The sequence below is a fragment of the Streptococcus sp. 20925_1_44 genome, assembly GCF_041432435.1.
GTDB classification, from domain to species: Bacteria; Bacillota; Bacilli; order Lactobacillales; family Streptococcaceae; genus Streptococcus; species Streptococcus infantis.
Window position 1 is genome coordinate 34,522 of sequence record NZ_JAPVZQ010000004.1, and the last position, 23,265, is coordinate 57,786.

Annotated in this window: 24 protein-coding genes; 23 read left to right on the forward strand and 1 reads right to left on the reverse strand. The window is 41.4% G+C overall.

What is annotated here, in order from left to right:
• Window positions 1–37: 37 nt before the first annotated feature.
• On the reverse strand, window positions 38–1,006 hold the full coding sequence (locus tag O3643_RS05815; protein WP_371500480.1) for an aromatic acid exporter family protein: 969 nt from the start codon (window positions 1,004–1,006) through the stop codon (window positions 38–40).
• A gap of 230 nt (window positions 1,007–1,236) precedes the next feature.
• Between O3643_RS05815 and O3643_RS05820 the strand changes: the two genes are divergently transcribed.
• From O3643_RS05820 to O3643_RS05930, 23 genes are all read left to right on the forward strand, one after another.
• Window positions 1,237–1,803 (forward strand): mechanosensitive ion channel family protein, encoded by a 567-nt coding sequence (locus O3643_RS05820; RefSeq protein WP_006152683.1) that lies wholly within the window; start codon window positions 1,237–1,239, stop codon window positions 1,801–1,803.
• Between the two features lie 51 nt (window positions 1,804–1,854).
• Window positions 1,855–2,760, forward strand: a complete 906-nt coding sequence (locus O3643_RS05825) for a magnesium transporter CorA family protein (RefSeq protein WP_371500483.1) — start codon at window positions 1,855–1,857, stop codon at window positions 2,758–2,760.
• Between the two features lie 16 nt (window positions 2,761–2,776).
• Window positions 2,777–3,304, forward strand: a complete 528-nt coding sequence (locus tag O3643_RS05830) for a YqeG family HAD IIIA-type phosphatase (RefSeq protein WP_371500485.1) — start codon at window positions 2,777–2,779, stop codon at window positions 3,302–3,304.
• Window positions 3,305–3,306: 2 nt separating this feature from the next.
• Entirely contained in the window at window positions 3,307–4,413 is a 1,107-nt protein-coding gene (gene yqeH, locus O3643_RS05835; RefSeq protein ID WP_371500487.1) for a ribosome biogenesis GTPase YqeH, read from the forward strand.
• 207 nt (window positions 4,414–4,620) lie between these two features.
• Window positions 4,621–4,932, forward strand: a complete 312-nt coding sequence (gene yhbY, locus O3643_RS05840) for a ribosome assembly RNA-binding protein YhbY (protein ID WP_000060171.1) — start codon at window positions 4,621–4,623, stop codon at window positions 4,930–4,932.
• A 50-nt stretch (window positions 4,933–4,982) separates the two neighbouring features.
• Window positions 4,983–5,612 (forward strand): nicotinate-nucleotide adenylyltransferase, encoded by a 630-nt coding sequence (locus O3643_RS05845; RefSeq protein WP_371500489.1) that lies wholly within the window; start codon window positions 4,983–4,985, stop codon window positions 5,610–5,612.
• Window positions 5,613–6,206 carry a bis(5'-nucleosyl)-tetraphosphatase (symmetrical) YqeK gene (gene yqeK / locus O3643_RS05850; protein WP_371500491.1) on the forward strand — a complete coding sequence of 198 codons (594 nt, stop codon included), beginning with the start codon at window positions 5,613–5,615 and terminating at the stop codon, window positions 6,204–6,206.
• Entirely contained in the window at window positions 6,207–6,557 is a 351-nt protein-coding gene (rsfS, locus tag O3643_RS05855) for a ribosome silencing factor (protein WP_371500493.1), read from the forward strand.
• 216 nt (window positions 6,558–6,773) lie between these two features.
• Window positions 6,774–7,514 carry a class I SAM-dependent methyltransferase gene (locus tag O3643_RS05860; protein WP_371500755.1) on the forward strand — a complete coding sequence of 247 codons (741 nt, stop codon included), beginning with the start codon at window positions 6,774–6,776 and terminating at the stop codon, window positions 7,512–7,514.
• A gap of 9 nt (window positions 7,515–7,523) precedes the next feature.
• A complete protein-coding gene (locus O3643_RS05865) occupies window positions 7,524–7,916 on the forward strand; it encodes a hypothetical protein (RefSeq protein WP_223332577.1) in 393 nt (130 codons plus the stop codon).
• Window positions 7,917–7,930: 14 nt separating this feature from the next.
• On the forward strand, window positions 7,931–9,028 hold the full coding sequence (locus tag O3643_RS05870; protein ID WP_371500495.1) for a nucleotidyltransferase: 1,098 nt from the start codon (window positions 7,931–7,933) through the stop codon (window positions 9,026–9,028).
• A gap of 217 nt (window positions 9,029–9,245) precedes the next feature.
• Entirely contained in the window at window positions 9,246–10,859 is a 1,614-nt protein-coding gene (locus O3643_RS05875; protein ID WP_004251393.1) for a ribonuclease Y, read from the forward strand.
• Window positions 10,860–10,995: 136 nt separating this feature from the next.
• Window positions 10,996–11,622, forward strand: a complete 627-nt coding sequence (gene gmk / locus O3643_RS05880; protein WP_000775049.1) for a guanylate kinase — start codon at window positions 10,996–10,998, stop codon at window positions 11,620–11,622.
• A gap of 24 nt (window positions 11,623–11,646) precedes the next feature.
• Window positions 11,647–11,961, forward strand: coding sequence for a DNA-directed RNA polymerase subunit omega (gene rpoZ, locus O3643_RS05885; RefSeq protein WP_314943841.1), 315 nt, complete (start codon window positions 11,647–11,649; stop codon window positions 11,959–11,961).
• Between the two features lie 84 nt (window positions 11,962–12,045).
• Window positions 12,046–14,442 (forward strand): primosomal protein N', encoded by a 2,397-nt coding sequence (locus O3643_RS05890; protein ID WP_371500498.1) that lies wholly within the window; start codon window positions 12,046–12,048, stop codon window positions 14,440–14,442.
• An 11-nt stretch (window positions 14,443–14,453) separates the two neighbouring features.
• Window positions 14,454–15,389 carry a methionyl-tRNA formyltransferase gene (gene fmt, locus O3643_RS05895; RefSeq protein WP_371500500.1) on the forward strand — a complete coding sequence of 312 codons (936 nt, stop codon included), beginning with the start codon at window positions 14,454–14,456 and terminating at the stop codon, window positions 15,387–15,389.
• Window positions 15,382–16,695 carry a 16S rRNA (cytosine(967)-C(5))-methyltransferase RsmB gene (gene rsmB / locus O3643_RS05900; RefSeq protein WP_371500502.1) on the forward strand — a complete coding sequence of 438 codons (1,314 nt, stop codon included), beginning with the start codon at window positions 15,382–15,384 and terminating at the stop codon, window positions 16,693–16,695. The genes fmt and rsmB overlap by 8 nt, the downstream gene beginning before the upstream one ends.
• A gap of 15 nt (window positions 16,696–16,710) precedes the next feature.
• Window positions 16,711–17,448, forward strand: a complete 738-nt coding sequence (locus tag O3643_RS05905; RefSeq protein WP_045615317.1) for a Stp1/IreP family PP2C-type Ser/Thr phosphatase — start codon at window positions 16,711–16,713, stop codon at window positions 17,446–17,448.
• Window positions 17,445–19,322, forward strand: a complete 1,878-nt coding sequence (pknB, locus tag O3643_RS05910) for a Stk1 family PASTA domain-containing Ser/Thr kinase (RefSeq protein WP_371500504.1) — start codon at window positions 17,445–17,447, stop codon at window positions 19,320–19,322. Before O3643_RS05905 ends, pknB begins: the two co-directional genes overlap by 4 nt.
• A gap of 86 nt (window positions 19,323–19,408) precedes the next feature.
• Entirely contained in the window at window positions 19,409–20,167 is a 759-nt protein-coding gene (locus O3643_RS05915) for a threonine/serine exporter family protein (RefSeq protein WP_281137855.1), read from the forward strand.
• 1 nt (window position 20,168) lies between these two features.
• Window positions 20,169–20,618 carry a threonine/serine exporter family protein gene (locus tag O3643_RS05920; RefSeq protein WP_371500506.1) on the forward strand — a complete coding sequence of 150 codons (450 nt, stop codon included), beginning with the start codon at window positions 20,169–20,171 and terminating at the stop codon, window positions 20,616–20,618.
• Between the two features lie 162 nt (window positions 20,619–20,780).
• A complete protein-coding gene (locus tag O3643_RS05925; RefSeq protein ID WP_074324859.1) occupies window positions 20,781–21,953 on the forward strand; it encodes a hydroxymethylglutaryl-CoA synthase in 1,173 nt (390 codons plus the stop codon).
• Entirely contained in the window at window positions 21,953–23,227 is a 1,275-nt protein-coding gene (locus O3643_RS05930; RefSeq protein ID WP_371500508.1) for a hydroxymethylglutaryl-CoA reductase, degradative, read from the forward strand. The genes O3643_RS05925 and O3643_RS05930 overlap by 1 nt, the downstream gene beginning before the upstream one ends.
• Window positions 23,228–23,265: the final 38 nt, after the last annotated feature.

A 23,265-nucleotide genomic window follows, 5' to 3' on the forward strand; every position in this document is an offset into this window, starting at 1 on the left:
AAACTTCTATCAGCAACTCAGTTGCCGATAGAAGTTTTTATTTGTTACTGTTTTTGTCAGAATAACGGTTGTAGAAATCTACTTTTATCTGGATAAAATGTTCTAATTCACGAAAGAGTTGTAATAGGGTTGCCCGTGTCTCAAACTCTTCTCTAGTTTTAGGGAGAGATCGCTTGCGAAACACCTCTAGGTAGCTCTCAATATCATTCAATAAGTTATAGGCTGGATTTGTTTGACTCAATTGGCTAGCTGTTTTTGAAAAGAGCTGAGCGACAATCAAACTCTCACTAGCTGCTAGTTGGCATGTGTTGATTTGTTGAGCCATATTTCTTAAGATACGCGTTTGTCTTTGTCGCATCTCAAAGTAGTGGATATGATAATCTGTCTGGTGAAAGAGATGGTCAGAGTGATCGAGGTAAACTAGCTTAAGAGCATCCTCAAGCAATTGATCAAGTTCATTTACAAGTTGAGCCTGATTACGGCCATCTCCTCTTTTCAGATAGTAAGAAAGCCGTAGAAGAACATCTCTGAGTTTTTCTTCAACAAGCGTATGATAATGTTGAATTTCTTTTTCACGTGAAGGCATGTAGAGATTGACCAGAAGTGCAAATCCAGTACCGATTAGGAAGAGTAAGAGCTCATTCAGTAAAAGTGCTGGTGTTGTTGATTGTTGGATTAAGAGATGGCTGACCAGAACGCTACTAGGAGTGATTCCAATTTCCCAACCCAGTTTATAGGCTAGAGGAACATAGATTGCTAAGTAAAGTCCAAAGCTCCAGATATGATAACCAGTTAGTTGAAAGGCAATAACACCAACTAAGAGAGCTAGAAGAGTTGAAAAAAGACGATTGCGGGCTAGCTTGATCGTGCTTCTTCGAGTATCAGAAAGACTCAAGATAGCAATGATACCAGCTGAAACAGCTGATGACAAATCAAAAAAGTAGGCTAGTAAACAAGCAAAACAAGTTGCTAGGACTAGTTTAAGAGTGCGTTGTGTGATAGACATAGAATACTTTCCTTGAGATAAATGCTTTAAAGTTATAGTAGTAGGTGAGGTAGAAAGGTCTATTCCAAGAGAGTTATTGAGAAAATAATTTGTTCTCCATGTAGTGGTTTGATTATAGTATAAATATGTTTTGAAATCAAGTGAATCTAATAATAGTATAGGCAGAATGAATATTTATGAAGCCAGACACAACTTCGTTTTGTGGTATAATAATTAGAAAGGAGTTTTACATGCAAGAATTTTTTAAAAGTTATTTTAATAAGCTAGATTTAACAACGGTATTTGAGAATCTTTTAACGAAAGTGATTTCTCTTTTAATTTTATTTGTGCTATTTTACATAGCTAAACAGCTTCTCCACGCAGCTGTCAAGAAAATTGTCAAGCCTTCACTTAAGTATTCAAATCGTGATGCAGGACGACAAAAGACAATCTCGCGTTTATTAGAAAATATTTTTAATTACACCCTTTATTTCTTTTTAGTTTACTGCATTTTGTCTATCCTAGGACTTCCTGTATCCAGTTTACTAGCTGGTGCTGGGATTGCCGGAGTTGCAATTGGTATGGGGGCGCAGGGCTTCTTATCAGATGTTATCAATGGCTTCTTTATTCTCTTTGAACGCCAGTTGGATGTAGGAGATGAAGTTGTTTTGACAAATGGTCCCATTACTGTATCGGGAAAAGTAGTTAGTGTCGGAATTCGAACCACTCAACTAAGAGGTGAAGACCAGGCTCTCCACTTTGTTCCCAACCGTAATATTACTGTGGTTAGCAATTTTTCAAGAGACGAATTGAACTGAAATTTTACTTGATTTGTGGTACAATAGAGGGAGTTTGGTAAAGGAGAAACGATGTTTTTAGATGAGCAATTAGGAAATGGTTGTGTTTGGATTAATCTAGATGTAGAAAAAATTAAAAATCTTGAAGATTTATCTGAAATCTACGGATTGGATAAGGAAACCATCGAATATGCGCTGGATAAAAATGAACGTGCCCACATGGATTACAACCGTGAGAATGGGACTGTGACCTTTATCTACAATGTTCTGGACTTAGAAAAGGACAAGGATTACTATGAAGCGATTCCCATGACCTTTATCGTTGAAAACAAACGAATGATTACCATCAGCAACCATAAGAATGCTTATGTCATTGATCAGATGTTAGCTTATCTAGATAGCCATGAGTCGCTTTCTATTTACAAATTTCTTTTTGCTAGTCTAGAAATCATTAGTAACGCCTATTATCCAATCATTGAAAAGATGGATAAGAGTAAAGATGAAGTCAACAGCTTACTTCGTCAGAGAACAACCAAGAAAAACCTCTTTGCTCTTTCTGACTTGGAGACTGGTATGGTTTACTTAACAGCAGCGGCAAAACAAAATCGACTCCTCTTGGAACATATCCAGGGCCATGCTCTTTATCGGAGATTTAATGAAGTCGAACGAGAGCAGTTTGATGATGCAATGATTGAAGCCCATCAGTTGGTGTCTATGACAGACTTGATTTCTCAAGTCTTGCAACAACTCTCATCTTCTTACAACAACATCCTAAACAATAACCTGAATGATAGTTTGACAGTTTTGACTATTATCTCCGTCTTACTAGCAGTACTTGCGGTTATTACAGGTTTCTTCGGAATGAATGTTCCTCTACCATTTACAGAAGAGCCAAATGCTTGGATTTATATCCTAATGGCTAGCTTGATTTTATGGGCGGCCTTATCTCAATGGCTGAAGAAAATTACTAGAAAATAAAAGAGAAGGAGCCAGAATGGCGATTGAAAATTACATGCCAGATTTTGCTGTGGAAGCAGTTTATGATTTGACAGTCCAAAGCCTGAAAAACCAAGGGATCAAAGCTGTTTTGGTGGATTTGGACAACACTCTGATTGCTTGGAATAATCCTGATGGGACTCCAGAAATGAAACAGTGGTTACATGACCTTCGTGATGCAGGTATTCGTATCATCGTGGTGTCCAATAACTCTAAAAAAAGGGTTCAACGTGCAGTTGAAAAATTTGGGATTGACTATGTTTATTGGGCTTTGAAGCCCTTTACTTTCGGGATTGACCGCGCCATGAAGGAATTCCACTATGAGAAAAACGAAGTGGTCATGGTTGGGGATCAACTCATGACGGATATTCGAGCTGCTCACCGAGCAGGGATTCGTTCGATTTTGGTCAAGCCCTTGGTGCAGCACGACTCTATCAAAACACAGATTAACAGAGCTCGTGAGCGCCGTGTCATGAAAAAAATCACTGAAAAGTACGGTCCTATCACATATAAAAAAGGAATCTAACTATGGAAGAAATTCTCTGTATTGGCTGTGGAGCAACCATTCAGACGACAGATAAGACTGGTCTTGGTTTTACACCTCAGTCAGCACTCAAAAAAGGTTTGGAAACTGGTGAAGTTTATTGCCAACGTTGTTTCCGTCTTCGTCATTACAATGAAATCACAGATGTCCAGTTGACGGATGATGATTTCCTAAAACTCTTGCACGAGGTAGGAGACAGTGATGCCTTGGTGGTCAATGTGATTGATATCTTTGACTTTAATGGTTCTGTTATCCCAGGATTGCCTCGCTTTGTATCAGGCAACGATGTTCTCTTGGTTGGAAATAAAAAAGACATCCTTCCTAAGTCTGTTAAGGCTGGTAAGATTAGTCAATGGCTCATGGAACGTGCCCATGAAGAAGGTCTACGTCCTGTTGACGTCGTTCTGACTTCAGCCCAAAACAAGTATGCTATCAAGGAAGTCATTGATAAAATTGAGCACTATCGTAAGGGTCGTGACGTCTATGTAGTTGGGGTTACCAATGTTGGAAAATCAACTCTTATCAATGCCATTATCCAGGAAATTACGGGTGACCAGAATGTCATCACAACATCACGTTTCCCAGGGACAACCTTAGATAAGATTGAGATCCCACTTGATGATGGTTCTTATATCTATGATACACCGGGAATTATCCATCGTCATCAGATGGCCCACTACTTGACAGCCAAAAACCTCAAGTATGTCAGTCCTAAAAAGGAAATCAAACCTAAAACCTACCAGCTCAATCCTGAGCAAACTCTCTTTTTAGGTGGTTTGGGACGTTTTGATTTCATTGCAGGAGAAAAGCAAGGTTTCACAGCTTTCTTTGACAATGAACTCAAACTTCATCGTACCAAGCTTGAAGGAGCGAGTGACTTTTACGAAAAGCACCTTGGAACCCTCCTTACACCACCAAATAGCAAGGAAAAAGAAGATTTTCCAAAACTTGTAGAGCATGTCTTTAATATCAAAGACAAGACAGACTTAGTTATCTCAGGACTAGGCTGGATTCGTGTAACAGGAACTGCCAAAGTAGCCGTATGGGCACCAGAAGGCGTCGCCGTCGTCACACGAAAAGCAATTATTTAAAATAAAATCACTGAGCGAACAAAGTGAGCTCATGTAGAGATAGTTATTGCCGTGGTGTGATTGCCAATCTATAGATTGGCAAGGGGCGCAATTGAGACCTAGGCTCAATTGTGAGGTCAGGAAATCCATTTTTCAAAGATGAAATCTTTGGAAATTAGTTCCGACCGTCCCCCACCACCTAAAATAACTATCAAAAAGGAAGAAATTATGTCATTAACATCGAAACAACGTGCCTTCCTCAACAGCCAGGCACACACCCTCAAACCCATTATTCAAATCGGGAAAAATGGACTCAACGACCAAATCAAAACTAGCGTTCGTCAGGCACTTGATGCCCGCGAATTGATCAAGGTTACTCTCTTGCAAAACACAGATGAAAACATCCACGAAGTAGCTGAAATCTTGGAAGAAGAAATCGGTGTGGATACAGTACAAAAAATTGGGCGTATCTTGATTTTGTATAAACAATCAAGCAAGAAAGAAAATCGTAAGATTTCAAAAAAAGTTAAAGAAATCTAAAAATATACTCCAAAAAACTGTTTTTACAGAAGACTAAAGGAGATTAGCCTATGGCAATCGAATTATTAACTCCCTTTACAAAAGTGGAGTTAGAGCCAGAAATCAAGGATAAAAAACGTAAGCAAGTTGGAATCTTAGGGGGAAATTTTAACCCTGTTCACAATGCCCACCTTATCGTCGCAGACCAAGTGCGCCAACAGTTGGGATTGGATCAAGTTCTGCTTATGCCTGAATACCAACCACCTCACGTAGACAAAAAGGAAACCATTTCTGAACACCACCGCCTCAAGATGCTTGAATTGGCTATCGATGGAATCGAAGGTTTAGCTATTGAGAAAATCGAGCTGGAGCGTAAGGGAATTTCCTACACCTACGACACCATGAAGATTCTGACAGAGAAGAATCCAGATACAGATTATTACTTTATCATCGGTGCTGACATGGTAGACTATTTACCCAAATGGTATAGAATTGATGAACTGGTCGACCTCGTTCAGTTTGTAGGAGTTCAGCGACCACGATACAAGGCTGGGACTTCTTATCCAGTCATCTGGGTGGATGTGCCTCTCATGGATATTTCATCCAGTATGGTACGTGATTTCATCGCTCAAGGTCGCACCCCTAACTTTCTCCTACCCAAACCAGTGCTAGACTATATCGAGAAAGAAGGGCTTTACTGATTGGCATACCAAGACTATATCAACTGTTCGCGTGAAGAATTGTTGGGAAAAATGGCAGAGCTTCTACCCGAGAAACGTCTAACCCATTGTCTGGGTGTAGAGCGTGCAGCCATAGAATTGGCTCAGCGCTTTGGTGTGGATGTTGAGAAAGCTGGTTTGGCAGGTCTCCTTCATGACTATGCTAAAAAGCTATCAGATCAAGAGTTTTTAGACTTGATAGACCGTTATCAGATGGACCCTGATCTTAAAAACTGGGGCAATAATGTCTGGCATGGCATGGTCGGTATCTACAAGATTCAGGAAGATTTGGATTTACAAGATTCTGAAATCCTGCGAGCTATTGAAATTCATACAGTTGGAGCTGGCCAGATGACGGACCTTGATAAGGTTATCTACGTCGCAGACTACATCGAGCATAATCGTGCTTTTCCAGGGGTGGACCAGGCGCGTGAGATTGCAAGTTTGTCACTCAATAAGGCAGTAGCCTATGAAACAGCTCGCACTGTGGAACATTTGGCTCGCCAGGGATTGCCTATCTATCCCCAAACCCTTGAAACCTATAACGCCTATGTGCACTATTTGAAAGAGGACTAAATGAACGAAAAAGAATTACTAGAACTAGTCGTGAAAGCGGCTGATGAGAAACGTGCCGAGGACATCCTCGCACTTGACGTACAAGAATTGACCAGTGTGACAGATTACTTTGTCATCACGAGCTCAATGAATAGCCGTCAGTTGGATGCTATCGCTGAAAATATCCGTGAAAAAGTAGCTCAAGCTGGCTTTAAAGGTAGCCATGTTGAAGGTGATGCAGCTGGAGGCTGGGTCTTGCTAGACCTTGGTGGAGTCGTTGTGCATATCTTCTCAGAAGAAATGCGTGCCCACTATAACCTAGAAAAACTATGGCATGAGGCAGAATCAGTAGATTTATCTGAAACCTTATAGTCTTTTCCTTTATCTTTTATTACGGCGTTAACTCATTTTGCCTAACTCTAGTTATGCCTGCAATTCGTTGCCTAGTACTAAAAGCAAACGAAAAGACTATAGTGTTACAATTGAACTCAGTTGCAGTCAACTGGGTTTCTTTGCTTATTTTAGAAAAAAAGATAGAAAGGTATAGGGCGAGTGGTGTTTGCCATGGAGGCTCTTGGTATCATGATTATGGCAACTTACGAAACCTTTGCGGCTGTTTACGATGCTGTGATGGATGATAGTTTATACGATAAATGGACGGATTTTTCCCTCCGTCATTTGCCCAAGACTAAGGAGAGAAAGAAACTCTTGGAGCTGGCTTGTGGGACAGGCATCCAGTCAGTGCGCTTTTCTCAGGCTGGTTTTGAAGTGACTGGACTGGACTTGAGCGCGGACATGTTGAAGATTGCTGAGAAGAGAGCGGCATCAGCCAAGCAAAAGATTGGTTTTATGGAAGGCAATATGCTGGATTTGTCCAAGGCTGGTAAATACGACTTTGTGACCTGTTATTCCGATTCTATCTGCTACATGCAGGATGAGGTGGAAGTAGGGGATGTCTTTAAAGAAGTCTATAATGCTCTCAATGAGGACGGGGTCTTTATCTTTGATGTGCATTCGACTTACCAGACAGATGAAGTTTTTCCAGGCTATTCTTACCATGAAAATGCAGAAGACTTTGCCATGCTTTGGGATACCTACGAGGATGCAGCACCACATTCTATCGTGCATGAGTTGACCTTTTTTATCAAGGAAGCGGATGGTTCTTTTAGTCGTCACGATGAAGTGCATGAGGAGCGAACATACGAAGTCTTGACCTATGATATTTTGCTAGAACAAGCTGGTTTTAAGTCCTTCAAGCTTTATGCTGACTTTGAGGATAAGGAGCCTACAGAAACCAGTACTCGTTGGTTTTTTGTGGCACAGAAGTAGGAGGTTGATATGGTTCGATCAAAATATTCTTGGGAAGAAGTATCGCAGTTTAATCGTATCCGTCAAAATGGAACGCTTTGGGAAAAAGATGGGCAATATTTTTATGTTCAGGAAGAAGGAACCGTATTTTCAGAGTTAGTTGTTTACGATATGTCTAAGAAACTTTTTGATATGTTAGTAAATGAAATAAAATCGGAGGATGATATCCGACATATGCTAATGTATGGAACATGGCCAATGACGGTTGCCGGATGCCATAGACCAACGATGTTGATAGCTTATCCTGAACTGCAAAAGAATTATAGTAATGAACAACTAGCAGAAATCCTTCCAGTAGGAGAAAAACAATGGCTTAACTGGAGAGGGAGATTGCCTGAGTGGTATCGTAGATTTCGTCATTAGAAAGGGAGAACATCATGACCATTACAGGTATTATAGCGGAGTTCAATCCTTTTCATAATGGCCATAAATACCTGCTAGAACAGGCGGATGGGCTGAAAATCGTTGCCATGTCTGGGAATTTCATGCAGCGTGGAGAGCCTGCTATCGTGGACAAGTGGACAAGGGCTCAAATGGCACTAGAGAATGGAGCAGACTTGGTAGTAGAATTGCCATTTTTAGTCAGTGTTCAGGCGGCAGATTTTTTCGGTCAAGGTGCTGTTGAACTCTTGGCTCGTTTGGGAATTGACAGCCTAGCTTTTGGGACAGAGGAAGTTCTAGATTACCAGAAAATTGCTAACTTATATGCAGAGCGTAGTCAAGAGATGGAGAATTTTGTGGACAATCTACCTGATTCACTCTCCTACCCTCAGAAAACCCAAGCCATGTGGAAGGAATTTGCAGGTCTTGATTTTTCGGGTGATACGCCCAATCATGTCTTAGCTCTTGCCTACGCCAAGGCAGTTGCTGGAAGAAATATCAAACTTCATCCAATTCAACGTCAGGGAGCAGGATATCATTCTGTGGACAAGGATGTGGACTTTGCTTCGGCGACAGCCATCCGTCAGCACCAAACAGATCAAGGTTTCTTAGAACGCTTTATGCCTTCTGTTAATCTCTTTGAAAATGCTAGTAAGGTGAGCTGGGAAGATTATTTTTCACTTTTACGCTATCAAATCTTGTCAAATCCAGATTTAAGTACTATTTATCAGGTCAATCAAGAGATGGCTGTACGTATTAAGGAAGCCATCAAAATAGCAAAATCTATTGAGGAATTGGTTGAGTTAGTGGCTACCAAACGCTACACCAAGGCGCGTGTGCGACGCCTCTTGGCCTATATCTTGGTGCAGGCTAGAGAAAGTGACTGGCCAGAAGGTATTCACGTCCTTGGTTTTACCGAAAAAGGCAGACAACACCTTAAAGCTCTCAGGGAGCAGGTCAATCTCGTCAGCCGAATCGGTAAAGAACCCTGGGATGCCATAACCCAAAAGGCAGACCAAATCTATCAACTGGGACACCCTAGTATAGCAGAACAGAATTTCGGCCGAGTGCCAATCAGAATTGAAACTAACTAAGTCTACTGAAAGGTAGACTTTTTTCTTATTTTTTATAAAAAATTTCTTTAAAAAAATAGTTAGGTTTAAGAAGCTTATTTTACTAAGGAAAATGAAGATAATGCTCCTAAAAATAACTATAACAACTTCCATTTAAGGTTTGTTAAAAATATTTTTTTGTGGTAAAATGTATAAGAATGTATGTCATTCAGATAAACAAATAAATTGAGGTAAAAACATGGAAATTATGACAATTGTTATAGTTGTTTTTGCCGTCATCATTGGTTTAGTCATTGGATATGTCAGCATCTCAGTCAAGATGAAATCATCACAAGAGGCTGCAGAGTTGATGCTTTTAAATGCTGAACAAGAAGCAACTAATTTACGAGGACAAGCTGAGCGCGAAGCGGATTTATTACTAAATGAAGCCAAGAGCGAAAGCAAATCCCTTAAAAAAGAAGCACTATTGGAGGCTAAAGAGGAAGCCAGAAAATACCGCGAAGAAGTGGACGCTGAATTTAAGTCGGAGCGTCAAGAACTCAAGCAAATCGAAAGTCGTTTGACGGAGAGAGCTACGAGCCTTGACCGTAAAGACGATAATTTGACGAACAAAGAAAAAACACTTGAACAAAAAGAACAAAGTATTTCTGATAGAGCAAAAAACCTTGATGCACGTGAAGAGCAACTAGAGGAAATTGAAAAGCAAAAGCAAGCAGAACTAGAGCGTGTCGGAAGTCTGACTCAGTCAGAGGCAAAAGATATCATCTTAGCTCAAACAGAAGAAGACTTGACCAAGGAAATTGCTAGCCGCATTCGTGAGGCGGAGCAAGAAGTCAAGGAACGTTCAGATAAGCTTGCTAAGGATATCCTGTCCCAAGCCATGCAGAGAATTGCTGGTGAGTATGTAGCTGAGTCTACCAACTCGACAGTTCATCTGCCTGATGATACTATGAAAGGTCGTATCATCGGTCGTGAAGGTCGCAATATCCGTACCTTTGAAAGTTTGACAGGGGTTGATGTCATCATTGATGATACGCCAGAAGTGGTAACCTTGTCAGGTTTTGATCCTATCCGCCGTGAGATTGCCCGTATGACGATGGAAACCTTGCTCAAGGATGGACGAATTCACCCAGCTCGTATCGAAGAGTTGGTTGAGAAAAACCGTCAAGAAATTGATAACAGAATTCGTGAATATGGTGAAGCTGCAGCCTACGAAATCGGTGCACCAAACCTTCACCCTGATTTGATGAAGATCATGGGTCGCCTGCAGTTCCGTACTTCATACGGACAAAATGTCTTGCGTCACTCAATCGAAGTGGCTAAGTTGGCTGGTATTATGGCTAGCGAACTTGGTGAAAATGCAGCTCTTGCCCGCCGTGCAGGATTCCTTCACGATATTGGTAAAGCCATTGACCGTGAGGTAGAAGGTAGCCACGTTGAGATTGGTACAGAATTGGCTCGCAAGTATAAGGAACACCCAGTTGTGATCAATACCATTGCTAGTCACCATGGTGATGTAGAGCCTGAAAGTGTAATCGCAGTTCTCGTTGCTGCAGCGGACGCCTTAAGTGCAGCCCGTCCAGGAGCTCGTAGCGAATCACTTGAAAGCTACATCAAACGTCTCCATGACTTAGAGGAGATTGCAAATAGCTTTGAAGGAGTTCAAAATAGCTTTGCCCTTCAAGCTGGTCGTGAAATCCGAATCATGGTAAATCCAGGTCAAATCAAGGACGATAAGGTCACAATCTTAGCTCACAAAGTTCGTGAGAAAATCGAAAGCAACCTCGATTACCCAGGAAATATCAAGGTAACCGTGATTCGTGAACTTCGTGCAGTTGATTATGCAAAATAAATAAGAAAGAGCAGTTGAAAAATTACTGCTTTTTTGTTACACTAGATAGAAAGATTGTAGTAAGCAGAAATGCCTTCACAAAGAGAATTCTGAATGAATTTCCAAAGCATTTCACAAACTATCCAAAGGAGACATCATGGCAGACCGTGGCTTACTAATCGTTTTTTCAGGTCCTTCAGGAGTTGGAAAAGGAACGGTTAGACGAGAAATTTTTGAGAGTTCTGAAAACCAATTCCAATATTCTGTATCTATGACAACACGGGCGCAACGTCCAGGTGAAGTAGACGGAGTTGACTATTTCTTCCGTACGCGTGAAGAATTCGAAGAATTGATCCGTCAAGGACAGATGTTAGAGTATGCAGAGTATGTGGGCAACTACTACGGTACTCCTCTGACTTATGTCAATGAAACCCTTGATAAGGGCATTGATGTTTTCCTTGAAATCGAAGTTCAGGGAGCTCTCCAGGTCAAGAAAAAAGTTCCAGATGCTGTCTTTATCTTTTTGACACCACCAGATTTGGAAGAATTGCAAGACCGTCTCGTAGGCCGTGGTACAGATAGTGCAGAAGTGATCGCCCAGCGTATCGAAAAAGCCAAAGAAGAAATTGCTTTGATGCGTGAGTATGACTATGCCATTGTCAATGACCATGTTCCTCTTGCTGCAGAACGTGTCAAACGTGTGATTGAAGCTGAACATTTCCGTGTGGATCGTGTTATCGGTCATTATCAGGATATGCTACCAAAGTCTCCGACTATTCGATAAACTATAGAAAACAGGTACAAACAAATGATGCTTAAACCCTCTATTGATACCTTGCTTGATAAGGTGCCATCAAAATATTCACTCGTAATCTTGGAAGCAAAACGTGCTCACGAATTGGAAGCTGGAGCACCTCCAACTCAAGAATTCAAATCTGAAAAAGCTACTCTCCGTGCTTTAGAAGAAATTGAATCTGGAAATGTCATTATCCATCCAGATCCAGAAGGAAAACGCGAAGCTGTTCGTCGTCGTATCGAAGAAGAAAGACGCTTGAGAGAAGAAGAAGAAAAGAAAATCAAAGAGCAAATCGCGAAAGAAAAAGAAGAAGGTGAAAAAATTTAAGGTTGGGGGGACTCAATCTTATTTTTTCTATTGCAAGAATACTCAATCAATTAAAAGAATTTAAGTAGAGAAGGAGGTGAGGATATGGCTATTGCAAAAATCATTGTGGATGTTCCCTTGATGCAGACGGACCAACCATACAGTTATAAGGTCCCTGAGGAATTTGTAGACATGCTGGAAGTTGGTATGCGGGTTCATGTGCCTTTTGGGAAGGCCAATCGCTTGATTCAGGGAATTGTTCTTGGAATGGAACAAGAATCTGATGTAGATGTGGCAGATGAGGACTTGAAAGAAATTGCTGAGGTGCTGGACTTTTCTCCTGTCTTAACGGAGGAACAACTCTGGCTAGCCGAAGAACTACGTAAGTCAGTTTTTTCATACAAGATTTCTATTCTAAAAGCTATGCTTCCGGGATTTTTGAATTCTAGCTATGATAAAATCCTCTATCCTCTGGAAGGCTTGAGTCAGAAAGACAGAGACCGTTTGTTTGGATCGCAAGAGTCCTTAGCATTTTCATCTCTAGACTTAGAAAAGCAGGCCGAGATGATGCGATTGACTCGCAAAGGACTTTTGAAGTTAGAGTATCAGGCTATAGACCAGAAGAAGGTTAAAACACAGTCTTGGATTCAAGTGAATCTTGACAAATTAGAAAAGCTAGAAATCTCAAACCGTGCCAAGAAGAAATTGGAACTGCGAGATTATTTATTAGCACATCCAGAAAGTACTCCTTTGGCTGCTTTGTTAGAACATTACTCACGGGAACAAGTTAACTTCTTTGTGGAACAGGGAGCTTTGACGATTCTTCAAAAGGAAGTTCAACGTTCAGCTACCTACTTTGAAGGAATCGAGTCAAATCAAGCCTTAGAGTTAAACCCAGAGCAAAAACAAGCCTGTGAGGCGGTTGTTGGAGCGATTGGGAAGCAACATCCTCCATTTCTTCTACAAGGAATCACTGGAAGTGGGAAAACCGAGGTTTACTTGCAGATTATCCAAGGTGCCTTGGACATGGGAAAAACAGCGATCGTTCTAGTTCCAGAGATCTCTCTGACACCTCAAATGACAGAGCGCTTTATTGCTCGTTTTGGTGAGCAAGTTGCCATCCTACACTCAGGCTTGTCCAATGGTGAAAAGTATGATGAGTGGCGCAAGGTGGAGCGTGGAGATGCTCAGGTAGTTGTTGGGGCCAGGTCTGCTATTTTTGCACCTTTGAAAAATCTAGGTGTTATCATTATCGATGAAGAGCATGAGGCTAGCTACAAGCAAGATAGTAATCCGCGTTATCATGCTAGAGATGTGGCTCTTTTACGTGCCCAGTACAATCAAGCTGCCCTAGTCCTTGGTTCTGCAACACCAAGTCTAGAAAGCCGTGCGCGTGCTGGTAAGGGTGTTTATCAACATCTACGTCTGACTCAACGGGCCAATCCTTTAGCAAGTATTCCTGAGGTTCAACTGATTGATTTCCGTGATTACATCGGGCAGAATGAAACATCAAATTTTACACCACCACTGATTGAGGCAATTCAAGATCGACTGGATAAAAAAGAGCAGGTTGTTCTCATGCTCAATCGTCGTGGTTATTCTAGCTTTGTCATGTGCCGGGAATGTGGGACCGTGGATACCTGTCCAAACTGCGATATTTCCTTGACGCTGCATATGGATACTAAGACTATGAACTGTCATTATTGTGGTTTTACGAAGGAAATTCCACATGTCTGTCCAAACTGTCAGAGTCGTAGCATTCGCTATTATGGAACGGGGACACAGAAGGCTTATGATGAGCTAGCGGAACTCTTTCCAGAGGCACGCATTCTACGCATGGATGTGGATACAACTCGTAAAAAGGGCAGTCACCAAGCTTTACTTGAACAATTTGGCAATGGTGAAGCGGACATATTGCTAGGAACCCAGATGATTGCCAAGGGCTTGGATTTTCCAAATGTGACCTTGGTTGGTGTTCTCAATGCGGACACAGCCTTGAACCTGCCTGATTTCCGTTCTTCTGAGAGAACCTTCCAACTCTTGACCCAGGTGGCAGGTCGCGCCGGTCGTGCTGAAAAGGCAGGTCAGGTTTTGATTCAGTCCTATAATCCTCAGCATTATGCCATTCGGTTCGCCAAGGATCAGGACTACGAAGGTTTCTATGCCTATGAAATGGGCATTAGACGTCAGTTGGGTTATCCACCTTATTATTTTACTATTGGAATCACCTTATCTCATAAAAAAGAAGAAGAGGTTCTTAGACGTGCTTATCAAGTCATGGAGATTTTGCGGTCAGGTTTATCGGATGCTAGTGTAATTCTAGGTCCGACGCCAAAACCTATCGCTCGTACTCATAACCTCTACCACTACCAAATTTTGATTAAATACCGTTTAGAAGATGAGTTGGCTTCTACCCTTAATCAGGTCTTAGCTCTAACTCAAGAACGTGAAAATAGCGAACTTCGTCTCAGTATTGACCACGAACCGCAACAATTTTTATAGAAGGAGAAAAGATGACAAAACTAATCTTTATGGGAACTCCCAATTTTTCAGCAACTGTTTTAAAGGGGCTTTTGTCAGATGACCGCTACGAGATTGTAGCGGTTGTAACTCAGCCAGATCGTGCTGTCGGCCGTAAAAAAGTTATCCAGGAAACCCCAGTGAAACAAGCTGCCAAAGAGGCAGGCCTACCTATCTACCAACCAGAAAAATTATCAGGTAGTCCAGAAATGGAAGCTATCATGAATTTGGGAGCTGACGGGATTGTGACTGCAGCTTTTGGACAATTTCTCCCAAGTAAACTCCTTGATAGCATGGATTTTGCAGTCAACGTTCATGCTTCGCTTCTTCCAAAGCACCGTGGTGGAGCTCCTATCCATTATGCCTTGATTCAAGGTGATGAAGAAGCAGGAGTAACCATTATGGAAATGGTCAAGGAGATGGATGCAGGGGACATGATTTCTCGTCGCAGTATTCCCATTACTGACGAGGACAATGTTGGTACCTTGTTCGAAAAATTGGCCATTGTTGGGCGTGATTTGCTTTTGGATACTCTACCTGATTATATAGCTGGTGAAATTCAGCCTCAACCGCAAGATCCAAACCAAGTAACTTTCTCACCAAATATTAAACCAGAGGAAGAAAAATTGGACTGGAACAAGACCAACCGTCAACTTTTCAACCAAATCCGTGGGATGAATCCATGGCCAGTTGCTCATACCTTCCTCAAGGGAGAACGCTTCAAAATCTATGAAGCTTTGCCTGTAGAAGGTCAGGGGAATCCGGGTGAGATACTCTCCATCGGTAAGAAAGAATTGATTGTCGCAACGGCAGAAGGAGCTCTATCTCTCAAACAGGTTCAACCAGCAGGAAAACCTAAAATGGACATTGCTTCCTTCCTCAACGGAGTTGGACGGACATTGGCTGTAGGAGAACGATTTGGTGACTAAAGTAGAAACGGCTAGAAATCTATCTCTAGTAGTGTTAGAGGATGTTTTTATCAATCAAGCATACTCCAATATCGCCTTAAATAAACACCTCAAGGGAAGTCAACTGTCAGCAACTGACAAAGGTTTGGTGACAGAGCTTGTTTACGGGACTGTAACCCGTAAACTAACTTTAGAATGGTATTTGTCTCACTTTATTGAGGATAGAGACAAGCTAGACAGCTGGCTCTATGTTTTGCTTCTCATGAGCGTCTATCAACTCCAATACTTGGATAAGCTTCCTGATCATGCAGTGGTCAATGAAGCGGTGGAACTGGCTAAACTTCGTAAAAAAGGTAGCGAAAAACTGGTCAATGCAGTCCTTCGCCGTATCTTGCGAGAAGGTTTGCCAGATATTGCTAGTATCAAGCGTAAGAACAAGCGTGATTCTATCGCCTACTCTTTGCCAGTGTGGTTAGTTTCTAAGCTCAAGGAAGAGTACGGGGAAGAACGGGCGCAAGCGATTTTTGAAAGTCTATTAAAACGTAATAAAGCCAGTATCCGGGTGACAGATTTGAGCCGAAAAGAGGAAATTAAAGCTCTGATTGATGCAAGTGATTCTGCTTTATCAGCTTCTGGTCTGGTTAAAGAGCAGGGGCATTTTGCGGGTCATGACTTGTTTGCAGAGGGGGCTATTACCATTCAGGATGAGTCTAGTCAACTGGTTGCTCCAACTCTTGATTTACAAGGAGAGGAGCAGGTTTTGGATGCTTGTGCAGCTCCAGGTGGGAAAACAGCCCATATGGCCTCTTATCTCACGACAGGTCGGGTAACAGCTCTGGATCTCTACGACCATAAACTCACTTTGATTCAAGAGAATGCCCAGCGTTTAGGCGTAGCAGACCGTGTTCAAACACAAAAATTGGATGCCCGAAAGGTTCACGAGTTTTTTGGTAAGGATCAATTTGATAAGATTCTTGTTGATGCCCCTTGCTCAGGAATTGGTCTATTGCGTCGGAAACCAGATATCAAATACAACAAAGACACTGCTGATTTCGCGTCATTACAGGAAATTCAGTTGGAAATATTAGGTAGTGTTTGTCAAACGCTACGTAAAGGTGGTATAATAACTTATAGTACCTGCACTATTGTCTCTGAGGAGAACTTTCAAGTGGTTCAAGCATTTTTAGAAAGTCATCCAGAGTTCGAGCAGGTTAAACTAGAACACGAATGCAAGGATATCCTAAAAGATGGCTGCATCCTCATCACTCCAGAATTATATGGAAGTGATGGATTCTTTATCAGCCAATTTCGTAAGATATCCAATTAGGAAGGAACTGACACAATGGAGATTTCATTATTAACAGATGTGGGTCAGAAACGTACAAATAATCAAGACTATGTCAATCTTTTTGTCAACCGTGCCGGTCGTACGATGATTATCTTGGCTGACGGGATGGGAGGACACCGAGCAGGTAATATTGCCAGTGAGATGGCAGTAACGGATTTAGGTGTTGCCTGGGTAGATACTCAGATCGATACCGTGAATGAAGTTCGTGAATGGTTTGCAGAACACCTAGAAATTGAAAATCAAAAGATTTATCAATTGGGGCGTGATGAAGCATATAAAGGTATGGGTACAACTCTAGAAGCCCTTGCAATCATTGATAACCAAGCCATCTATGCTCATATTGGTGATTCTCGTATCGGCTTGGTTCGTGGAGAAGAGTACCACCAATTAACGAGTGATCATTCATTAGTCAATGAGTTACTCAAGGCAGGTCAATTAACACCTGAAGAAGCTGAAGCGCATCCGCAAAAAAATATCATCACCCAGTCTATTGGACAAAAAGATGAGATTCAACCTGATTTAGGAATTGTGAGCTTGGAACCTGGTGACTATATCGTTATGAACAGTGATGGTCTCACGAATATGATTTCAGGAAGTGAAATCTATGACATCGTGACAAGTGATATTTCACTTGAAGACAAGGCGGCAACCTTAGTACGTTTTGCAAACAATGCCGGAGGGCTTGATAACATTACTGTTGCCTTGATTGCGATTGAGGAGGAATCAGAATGATCCAGATCGGCAAGATATTTGCCGGACGATATCGGATTATCAAACAAATTGGCCGTGGCGGGATGGCAGATGTCTACCTGGCCAAAGATTTGATTCTGGATGGGGAAGAGGTAGCGGTGAAGGTCCTGAGGACCAACTACCAAACGGATCCAATCGCTGTTGCACGTTTTCAGCGTGAAGCACGTGCGATGGCGGACCTAGATCATCCTCATATCGTTCGAATTACGGATATCGGTGAAGAAGACGGTCAACAATATCTAGCTATGGAATATGTAGCTGGGCTTGACCTCAAACGTTATATCAAAGAACACTACCCTCTATCAAACGAGGAAGCTGTTCGTATCATGGGTCAAATTCTCTTGGCTATGCGTTTGGCGCATGCAAAGGGGATTATTCACCGTGATTTAAAACCTCAAAATATACTCTTGACTCCTGATGGAACCGCAAAAGTTACTGACTTTGGGATTGCAGTGGCCTTTGCAGAAACCAGTTTGACACAGACCAACTCCATGTTGGGTTCTGTTCACTATCTATCACCTGAGCAGGCGCGTGGTTCTAAGGCGACCATACAGAGTGATATTTATGCAATGGGAATTATTTTCTTTGAAATGTTAACGGGTCATATTCCATATGATGGAGATAGTGCTGTTACGATTGCACTTCAGCATTTCCAAAAACCACTTCCTTCGGTCATTGCAGAAAACCCATCAGTACCACAATCCTTGGAAAACGTTGTTATAAAAGCGACAGCTAAAAAGTTGACAGACCGTTATCAAACTGTCTCAGAGATGTATGTTGACTTATTGAGCAGTCTTTCTTATAACCGTCGAAATGAACCAAAGCTGGTATTTGAAGATACAAGTAAAGTTGACACAAAAACCTTACCGAAAATTTCACAATCTACTTTAACAGCGATTCCTAAAGTGCAACCAAAGGAAGAAAGTCCTCAGAGCCAAAAGCCGACTCAAAAGGCAACTAGTAAAGAAACTGTTGCAAAACCAGTCAAGAAGCGTCGTTTTAAAGCGAGGTATTTAGTGCTTTTGGCTAGCTTTATACTTGTTTTGGCTTCTCTCTTTTGGATAGTATCCAAAACACCAGCAACTGTTGAAATTCCAAATGTTGCAGGACAAACTGTAGCAGAAGCTAAGGAAAAACTTAAAAAAGCTAATTTTGAAATTGGCGAGGAAAAGTCTGAAGCTAGTGATACGGTAGAAGAAGGCCGAGTGATTCGAACGGATCCAGATGCTGGTTCGTCTCGTAAAGAAGGTATTAAAGTCAATCTCATTATCTCTTCAGGTCAGCAATCATTTAAGATTGGAAATTATATTGGACGCAATTCTACAGACGTCATTGCAGAGTTGAAAGGGAAAAAAGTTCCTAAAAATCTCATCAAGGTTGTAGAAGAAGAATCAAGTGAAACAGAGGCAGGTCTTGTTATGAAACAGAGCTTGCCAGAAGGAACCACTTATGATCTTAGTAAGGCGACAGAGATTACCTTGACAGTAGCCAAGAAGATAACTAGCGTTCCTATGCCAAGTTATATTGGATCAAGCCTTGAATTTACCAAGAATAATTTGATTCAGATAGTCGGTGTTAAAGAGGCGAATATTGAAGTGGTAGAGGTTTCTACAGCACCAGAAGGGACTATTGAGGATACTGTGGTTAGTCAGAGTCCAAAACCAGGTGAAGGTGTAGATTTGAATACAACTCGTATCAAGATTTCTATCTACAAACCGAAAACAACAACAACGACAACAAATCCTTCACAAGGAAATCCATATCGTGGAGAGACAACACCACAGATTAGAGAACCACAGACTACTACAGCTCCATCATCTAATGTTCCTTCAGAGAACCATAATGGTGAGAACTAATCAATCTTTGTCACAGTTTTTGTGACAAAGATTTTTTTTCCTTAAAATTTATGATAAAATAAAAAGAGTTTAAAAAGGAGGGGAACATGGACGAATCAAAAAAACTGAATGCAGTCATTGATGTCATTATGTTAGCAGGAACAATTCTGCTTCGCAATGGATCTGAAATCTATCGTGTCGAAGACACCATGATTCGAATTGCTCATTCACAAGGCATCATGGATTGTAATGTTTTGGCCATGCCTGCAGCTATTTTTTTCTCCATTGAAAATACAAATATCTCTCGAATGAAACGAGTAACCTCCTCTGCTTATAATATTGAGAAGGTGTGTGATGTCAACCAGATTTCACGGCAGCTTGTATCAGGACAGCTTGATTTGGAGACAGCCTTTATTCAACTTAAGCAATTAAATGCTAAGGCATCTCCCTACACCAATGTTCAGCTAACTGCTGCAGCGACCCTTAGTGCTCCCTTCTTCTCTATCATGTTCGGGGGGAATGTCTACGATGCCATTGGTGCAGGAGTGGCAACCATATTTGCTTTCACCTGTTCTCTTTACGTAGAAAAATTTATTCGTATTCCCTTTATGACAGCTTTTGCAGGTGCTCTTGTTTTTGGTTTGATTGCACAATTTTGGGCGCGCTATTCTGGCTTTCCTTCGACAGCTGATTTGGTCATTGCAGGTGCGGTCATGCCTTTTGTACCGGGAATTGCCCTGACCAATGCTGTTCGAGATATTATGACCAATCACATTAACTCTGGTATGAGCAAGATGTTTGAATCCTTGCTGGTTACCCTTGCCTTAGGGGCAGGCACCTCTGTCGCCCTCCTACTCATGAACTAATATGACTCTAACAACATTTTTATTGCAGGCTTTAGCTAGTCTGCTAGCTATTATCACTTTTTTAATCGTTTTAAACGTCCAACGTTCTATGCTCATTCCTGGTGGAGTTTTGGGAATGTCAATCTGGCTTCTCTATCTAATACTCAAGGAACCAACTAATGTTATTTTGGCGACCTTTATTGCCGCTGTAATTGGTTCTTGTATCAGTCAGATTATGAGTATTATCTACAAAACACCAGCCGTTGTGTTTGCTTTGGCGATTTTAGCTCCGCTGGTACCAGGTTATCTCTCTTATCGGACGACTTCATTTTTTGTAACAGGTGACTATAGAAACGCCATTGCCAGTGCAATGTTGGTGATGATGTTGGCCCTTGTTATTTCAATAGGAATGGCAAGTGGGACAGTCATACTCAAGTTGTATTATTATCTCAAAAAGAATCGAGCTAGCTAAAACTCGATTTTTTCGTTGGTAGAGTGGTTGAAAGAACATGAGTACGACGATAGAAATGAACTTGATTTGGGGAATCAAGTCTTTTTTCGCTCATTTGACCTCAATTATGATAAAATAGAGGTGAACGAATTTTTACAATGAATGATAAAAATAGAGGTAAATATGAAAATCGGTATTGATAAGATTGGTTTTGCGACCAGTCAATACGTTTTGAAATTACAAGATTTAGCAGAAGCTCGAGGAACTGATCCTGAAAAATTGAGTAAAGGACTCCTTTTAAAAGAATTGAGTATTGCTCCTTTAACAGAGGATATTGTGACCTTGGCTGCCAGTGCAGGAAATTCTATCCTGACTGAAGAAGAGAAGCAAGAGATTGATATGGTTATCGTAGCGACAGAATCTGGAGTCGATCAAAGTAAGGCGGCTGCGGTTTTTGTACACGGTCTACTTGGAATTCAACCTTTTGCTCGTAGTTTTGAAATCAAAGAAGCTTGCTATGGTGCAACTGCGGCCCTTCACTATGCTAAGTTACACGTAGAAAATTCTCCTAAATCAAAAGTTTTGGTACTAGCTAGTGATATTGCAAAATATGGTGTCGAAACTCCTGGGGAACCAACTCAAGGAGCAGGTTGTGTTGCCATGTTGATTAGTCAAAATCCACGTGTTATGGTCTTCAACAACGATAACGTTGCGCAGACTCGTGATATCATGGACTTTTGGCGTCCAAATTATTCAACGACCCCATTTGTAAATGGAGTCTACTCAACACAGCAGTATTTGGATAGCTTAAAAACGACTTGGGAAGAGTACCAAAAGCGTTATGATTGCGACTTGAATGATTTTGAAGCTATTTGTTTCCATTTGCCATATCCAAAGCTAGCTCTCAAGGGATTGAAAAAAATTCTTGATAAATCTCTACCTCAAGAGAAAAAGGATTTACTTCAAAAACACTTTGATGAGTCCATTATTTACAGCCAAAAAGTTGGGAATATCTATACAGGTTCACTCTTTTTAGGACTCTTGTCTCTTCTTGAAAACTCTGATAGTCTCAAAGCAGGGGACAAGCTAGCTCTCTATAGCTACGGAAGCGGTGCTGTATCTGAGTTCTTCAGTGTGGAATTGGTTGAAGGCTATGAACAGCAATTGCAGAAAAATCGCTTAGAATTGCTAGACCAGCGTCAAGCATTGAGCGTAGCTGATTATGAACGAATCTTCTTTGAGGAAGCAAACTTGGATGAGTCAGGTTCTGCAACCATGTCAGGCTATGAAGGACAGGACTATGCTCTGGTTGAGATTGTAGAACACCAACGTCGCTACAGCAAGGTTGAAAAATAATGAAAAAAAATTGGAATGGATTTGCTAAAAAATCAATTCAAGAGCGCCTTGAGTTCGTTAAGTCTCAGGCGCTTACTTCTATGGAAGCCCAAGAAAGTCTTGAGCAAAATGAAAATCTTAGTATAGCAGTTGCGGACCAACTGAGTGAAAATGTAGTGGGGACCTTCTCACTTCCATACTCTGTAGTTCCAGAAGTGTTGGTAAACGGTCAAGAGTACACAGTTCCTTATGTGACCGAAGAGCCATCTGTCGTTGCTGCAGCTAGTTTTGCTAGTAAGATTATTAAACGTGCGGGTGGTTTTACTGCTCAGGTTCATCAACGTCAAATGATTGGTCAAGTAGCTCTTTATCAGGTTCCAGATAGGGATAAAGCATGTCAGGCTATTTTGAGTCAGAAAGCAGAGCTACTCGAACAAGCAAACCAAGCCTATCCATCTATTGTCAAACGTGGTGGTGGAGCCAGAGAGCTAACAGTTGAGAAAATTTCTGGTGAGGCTGACTTTTTAGTGGTTTATCTCCATGTGGATACTCAGGAAGCCATGGGAGCTAATATGCTCAATACCATGTTAGAGGCTTTAAAACCTAGCATAGAAGCTCTAAGTCAAGGGCAAAGTTTAATGGGAATTCTATCCAACTATGCCACAGATTCTCTAGTAACTGCAACTTGTCGGATTGCCTTTCGTTATTTGAGTCGCCAAAAAGATGAAGCGCGTGAACTAGCTGAAAAAATGGTTTTAGCCAGCCAGTTTGCTCAAGCAGATCCTTATCGAGCAGCTACTCACAATAAGGGAATCTTTAACGGAATCGATGCTCTCTTGATTGCGACAGGAAATGATTGGCGTGCCATCGAAGCAGGAGCGCATGCCTATGCCAGTCATGATGGTGCTTATCGAGGTCTTAGTCGTTGGACGATGGATTTGGAAACAGAAGAGCTAATAGGAGAGCTAACTATGCCGATGCCAGTTGCTACCAAGGGTGGATCAATTGGTCTTAATCCTCGTGTAGTCCTCAGCCATGAGTTGCTAGGTCATCCATCAGCTAAGGAATTGGCCCAAATTATCGTGTCAATTGGTCTTGCACAAAACTTTGCAGCTCTTAAAGCTCTTGTCAGCACAGGGATTCAGCATGGACATATGAAACTACAAGCAAAATCCTTGGCTCTTCTAGCAGGAGCCACAGAGGCTGAAGCACCTAAGTTGGTAGAAAGCTTGATTGCTGAAAAAACTTTTAATTTAGAAAAAGCCCAAACTCTTTTGAAAAACTTAAGATCATAAGAAAAACTCAGACGAAACTAGTCTGAGTTTTTTTGTGC

What these genes read in the sequence shown, in the direction of transcription:
- O3643_RS05870 (WP_371500495.1), top strand. Translation starts at nt 7,931, where the DNA reads ATGACCATTACAGGTATTATAGCGGAGTTCAATCCTTTTCATAATGGC.
- O3643_RS05830 (WP_371500485.1), top strand. Translation starts at nt 2,777, where the DNA reads ATGGCGATTGAAAATTACATGCCAGATTTTGCTGTGGAAGCAGTTTAT.
- fmt (WP_371500500.1), top strand. Translation starts at nt 14,454, where the DNA reads ATGACAAAACTAATCTTTATGGGAACTCCCAATTTTTCAGCAACTGTT.
- O3643_RS05915 (WP_281137855.1), top strand. Translation starts at nt 19,409, where the DNA reads ATGGACGAATCAAAAAAACTGAATGCAGTCATTGATGTCATTATGTTA.
- O3643_RS05860 (WP_371500755.1), top strand. Translation starts at nt 6,774, where the DNA reads ATGGCAACTTACGAAACCTTTGCGGCTGTTTACGATGCTGTGATGGAT.
- O3643_RS05905 (WP_045615317.1), top strand. Translation starts at nt 16,711, where the DNA reads ATGGAGATTTCATTATTAACAGATGTGGGTCAGAAACGTACAAATAAT.
- O3643_RS05920 (WP_371500506.1), top strand. Translation starts at nt 20,169, where the DNA reads ATGACTCTAACAACATTTTTATTGCAGGCTTTAGCTAGTCTGCTAGCT.
- O3643_RS05815 (WP_371500480.1), bottom strand. Translation starts at nt 1,006, where the DNA reads ATGTCTATCACACAACGCACTCTTAAACTAGTCCTAGCAACTTGTTTT.
- O3643_RS05820 (WP_006152683.1), top strand. Translation starts at nt 1,237, where the DNA reads ATGCAAGAATTTTTTAAAAGTTATTTTAATAAGCTAGATTTAACAACG.
- O3643_RS05825 (WP_371500483.1), top strand. Translation starts at nt 1,855, where the DNA reads ATGTTTTTAGATGAGCAATTAGGAAATGGTTGTGTTTGGATTAATCTA.
- rpoZ (WP_314943841.1), top strand. Translation starts at nt 11,647, where the DNA reads ATGATGCTTAAACCCTCTATTGATACCTTGCTTGATAAGGTGCCATCA.
- yqeH (WP_371500487.1), top strand. Translation starts at nt 3,307, where the DNA reads ATGGAAGAAATTCTCTGTATTGGCTGTGGAGCAACCATTCAGACGACA.
- rsfS (WP_371500493.1), top strand. Translation starts at nt 6,207, where the DNA reads ATGAACGAAAAAGAATTACTAGAACTAGTCGTGAAAGCGGCTGATGAG.
- O3643_RS05930 (WP_371500508.1), top strand. Translation starts at nt 21,953, where the DNA reads ATGAAAAAAAATTGGAATGGATTTGCTAAAAAATCAATTCAAGAGCGC.
- gmk (WP_000775049.1), top strand. Translation starts at nt 10,996, where the DNA reads ATGGCAGACCGTGGCTTACTAATCGTTTTTTCAGGTCCTTCAGGAGTT.
- yhbY (WP_000060171.1), top strand. Translation starts at nt 4,621, where the DNA reads ATGTCATTAACATCGAAACAACGTGCCTTCCTCAACAGCCAGGCACAC.
- O3643_RS05865 (WP_223332577.1), top strand. Translation starts at nt 7,524, where the DNA reads ATGGTTCGATCAAAATATTCTTGGGAAGAAGTATCGCAGTTTAATCGT.
- O3643_RS05890 (WP_371500498.1), top strand. Translation starts at nt 12,046, where the DNA reads ATGGCTATTGCAAAAATCATTGTGGATGTTCCCTTGATGCAGACGGAC.
- O3643_RS05925 (WP_074324859.1), top strand. Translation starts at nt 20,781, where the DNA reads ATGAAAATCGGTATTGATAAGATTGGTTTTGCGACCAGTCAATACGTT.
- O3643_RS05845 (WP_371500489.1), top strand. Translation starts at nt 4,983, where the DNA reads ATGGCAATCGAATTATTAACTCCCTTTACAAAAGTGGAGTTAGAGCCA.
- pknB (WP_371500504.1), top strand. Translation starts at nt 17,445, where the DNA reads ATGATCCAGATCGGCAAGATATTTGCCGGACGATATCGGATTATCAAA.
- O3643_RS05875 (WP_004251393.1), top strand. Translation starts at nt 9,246, where the DNA reads ATGGAAATTATGACAATTGTTATAGTTGTTTTTGCCGTCATCATTGGT.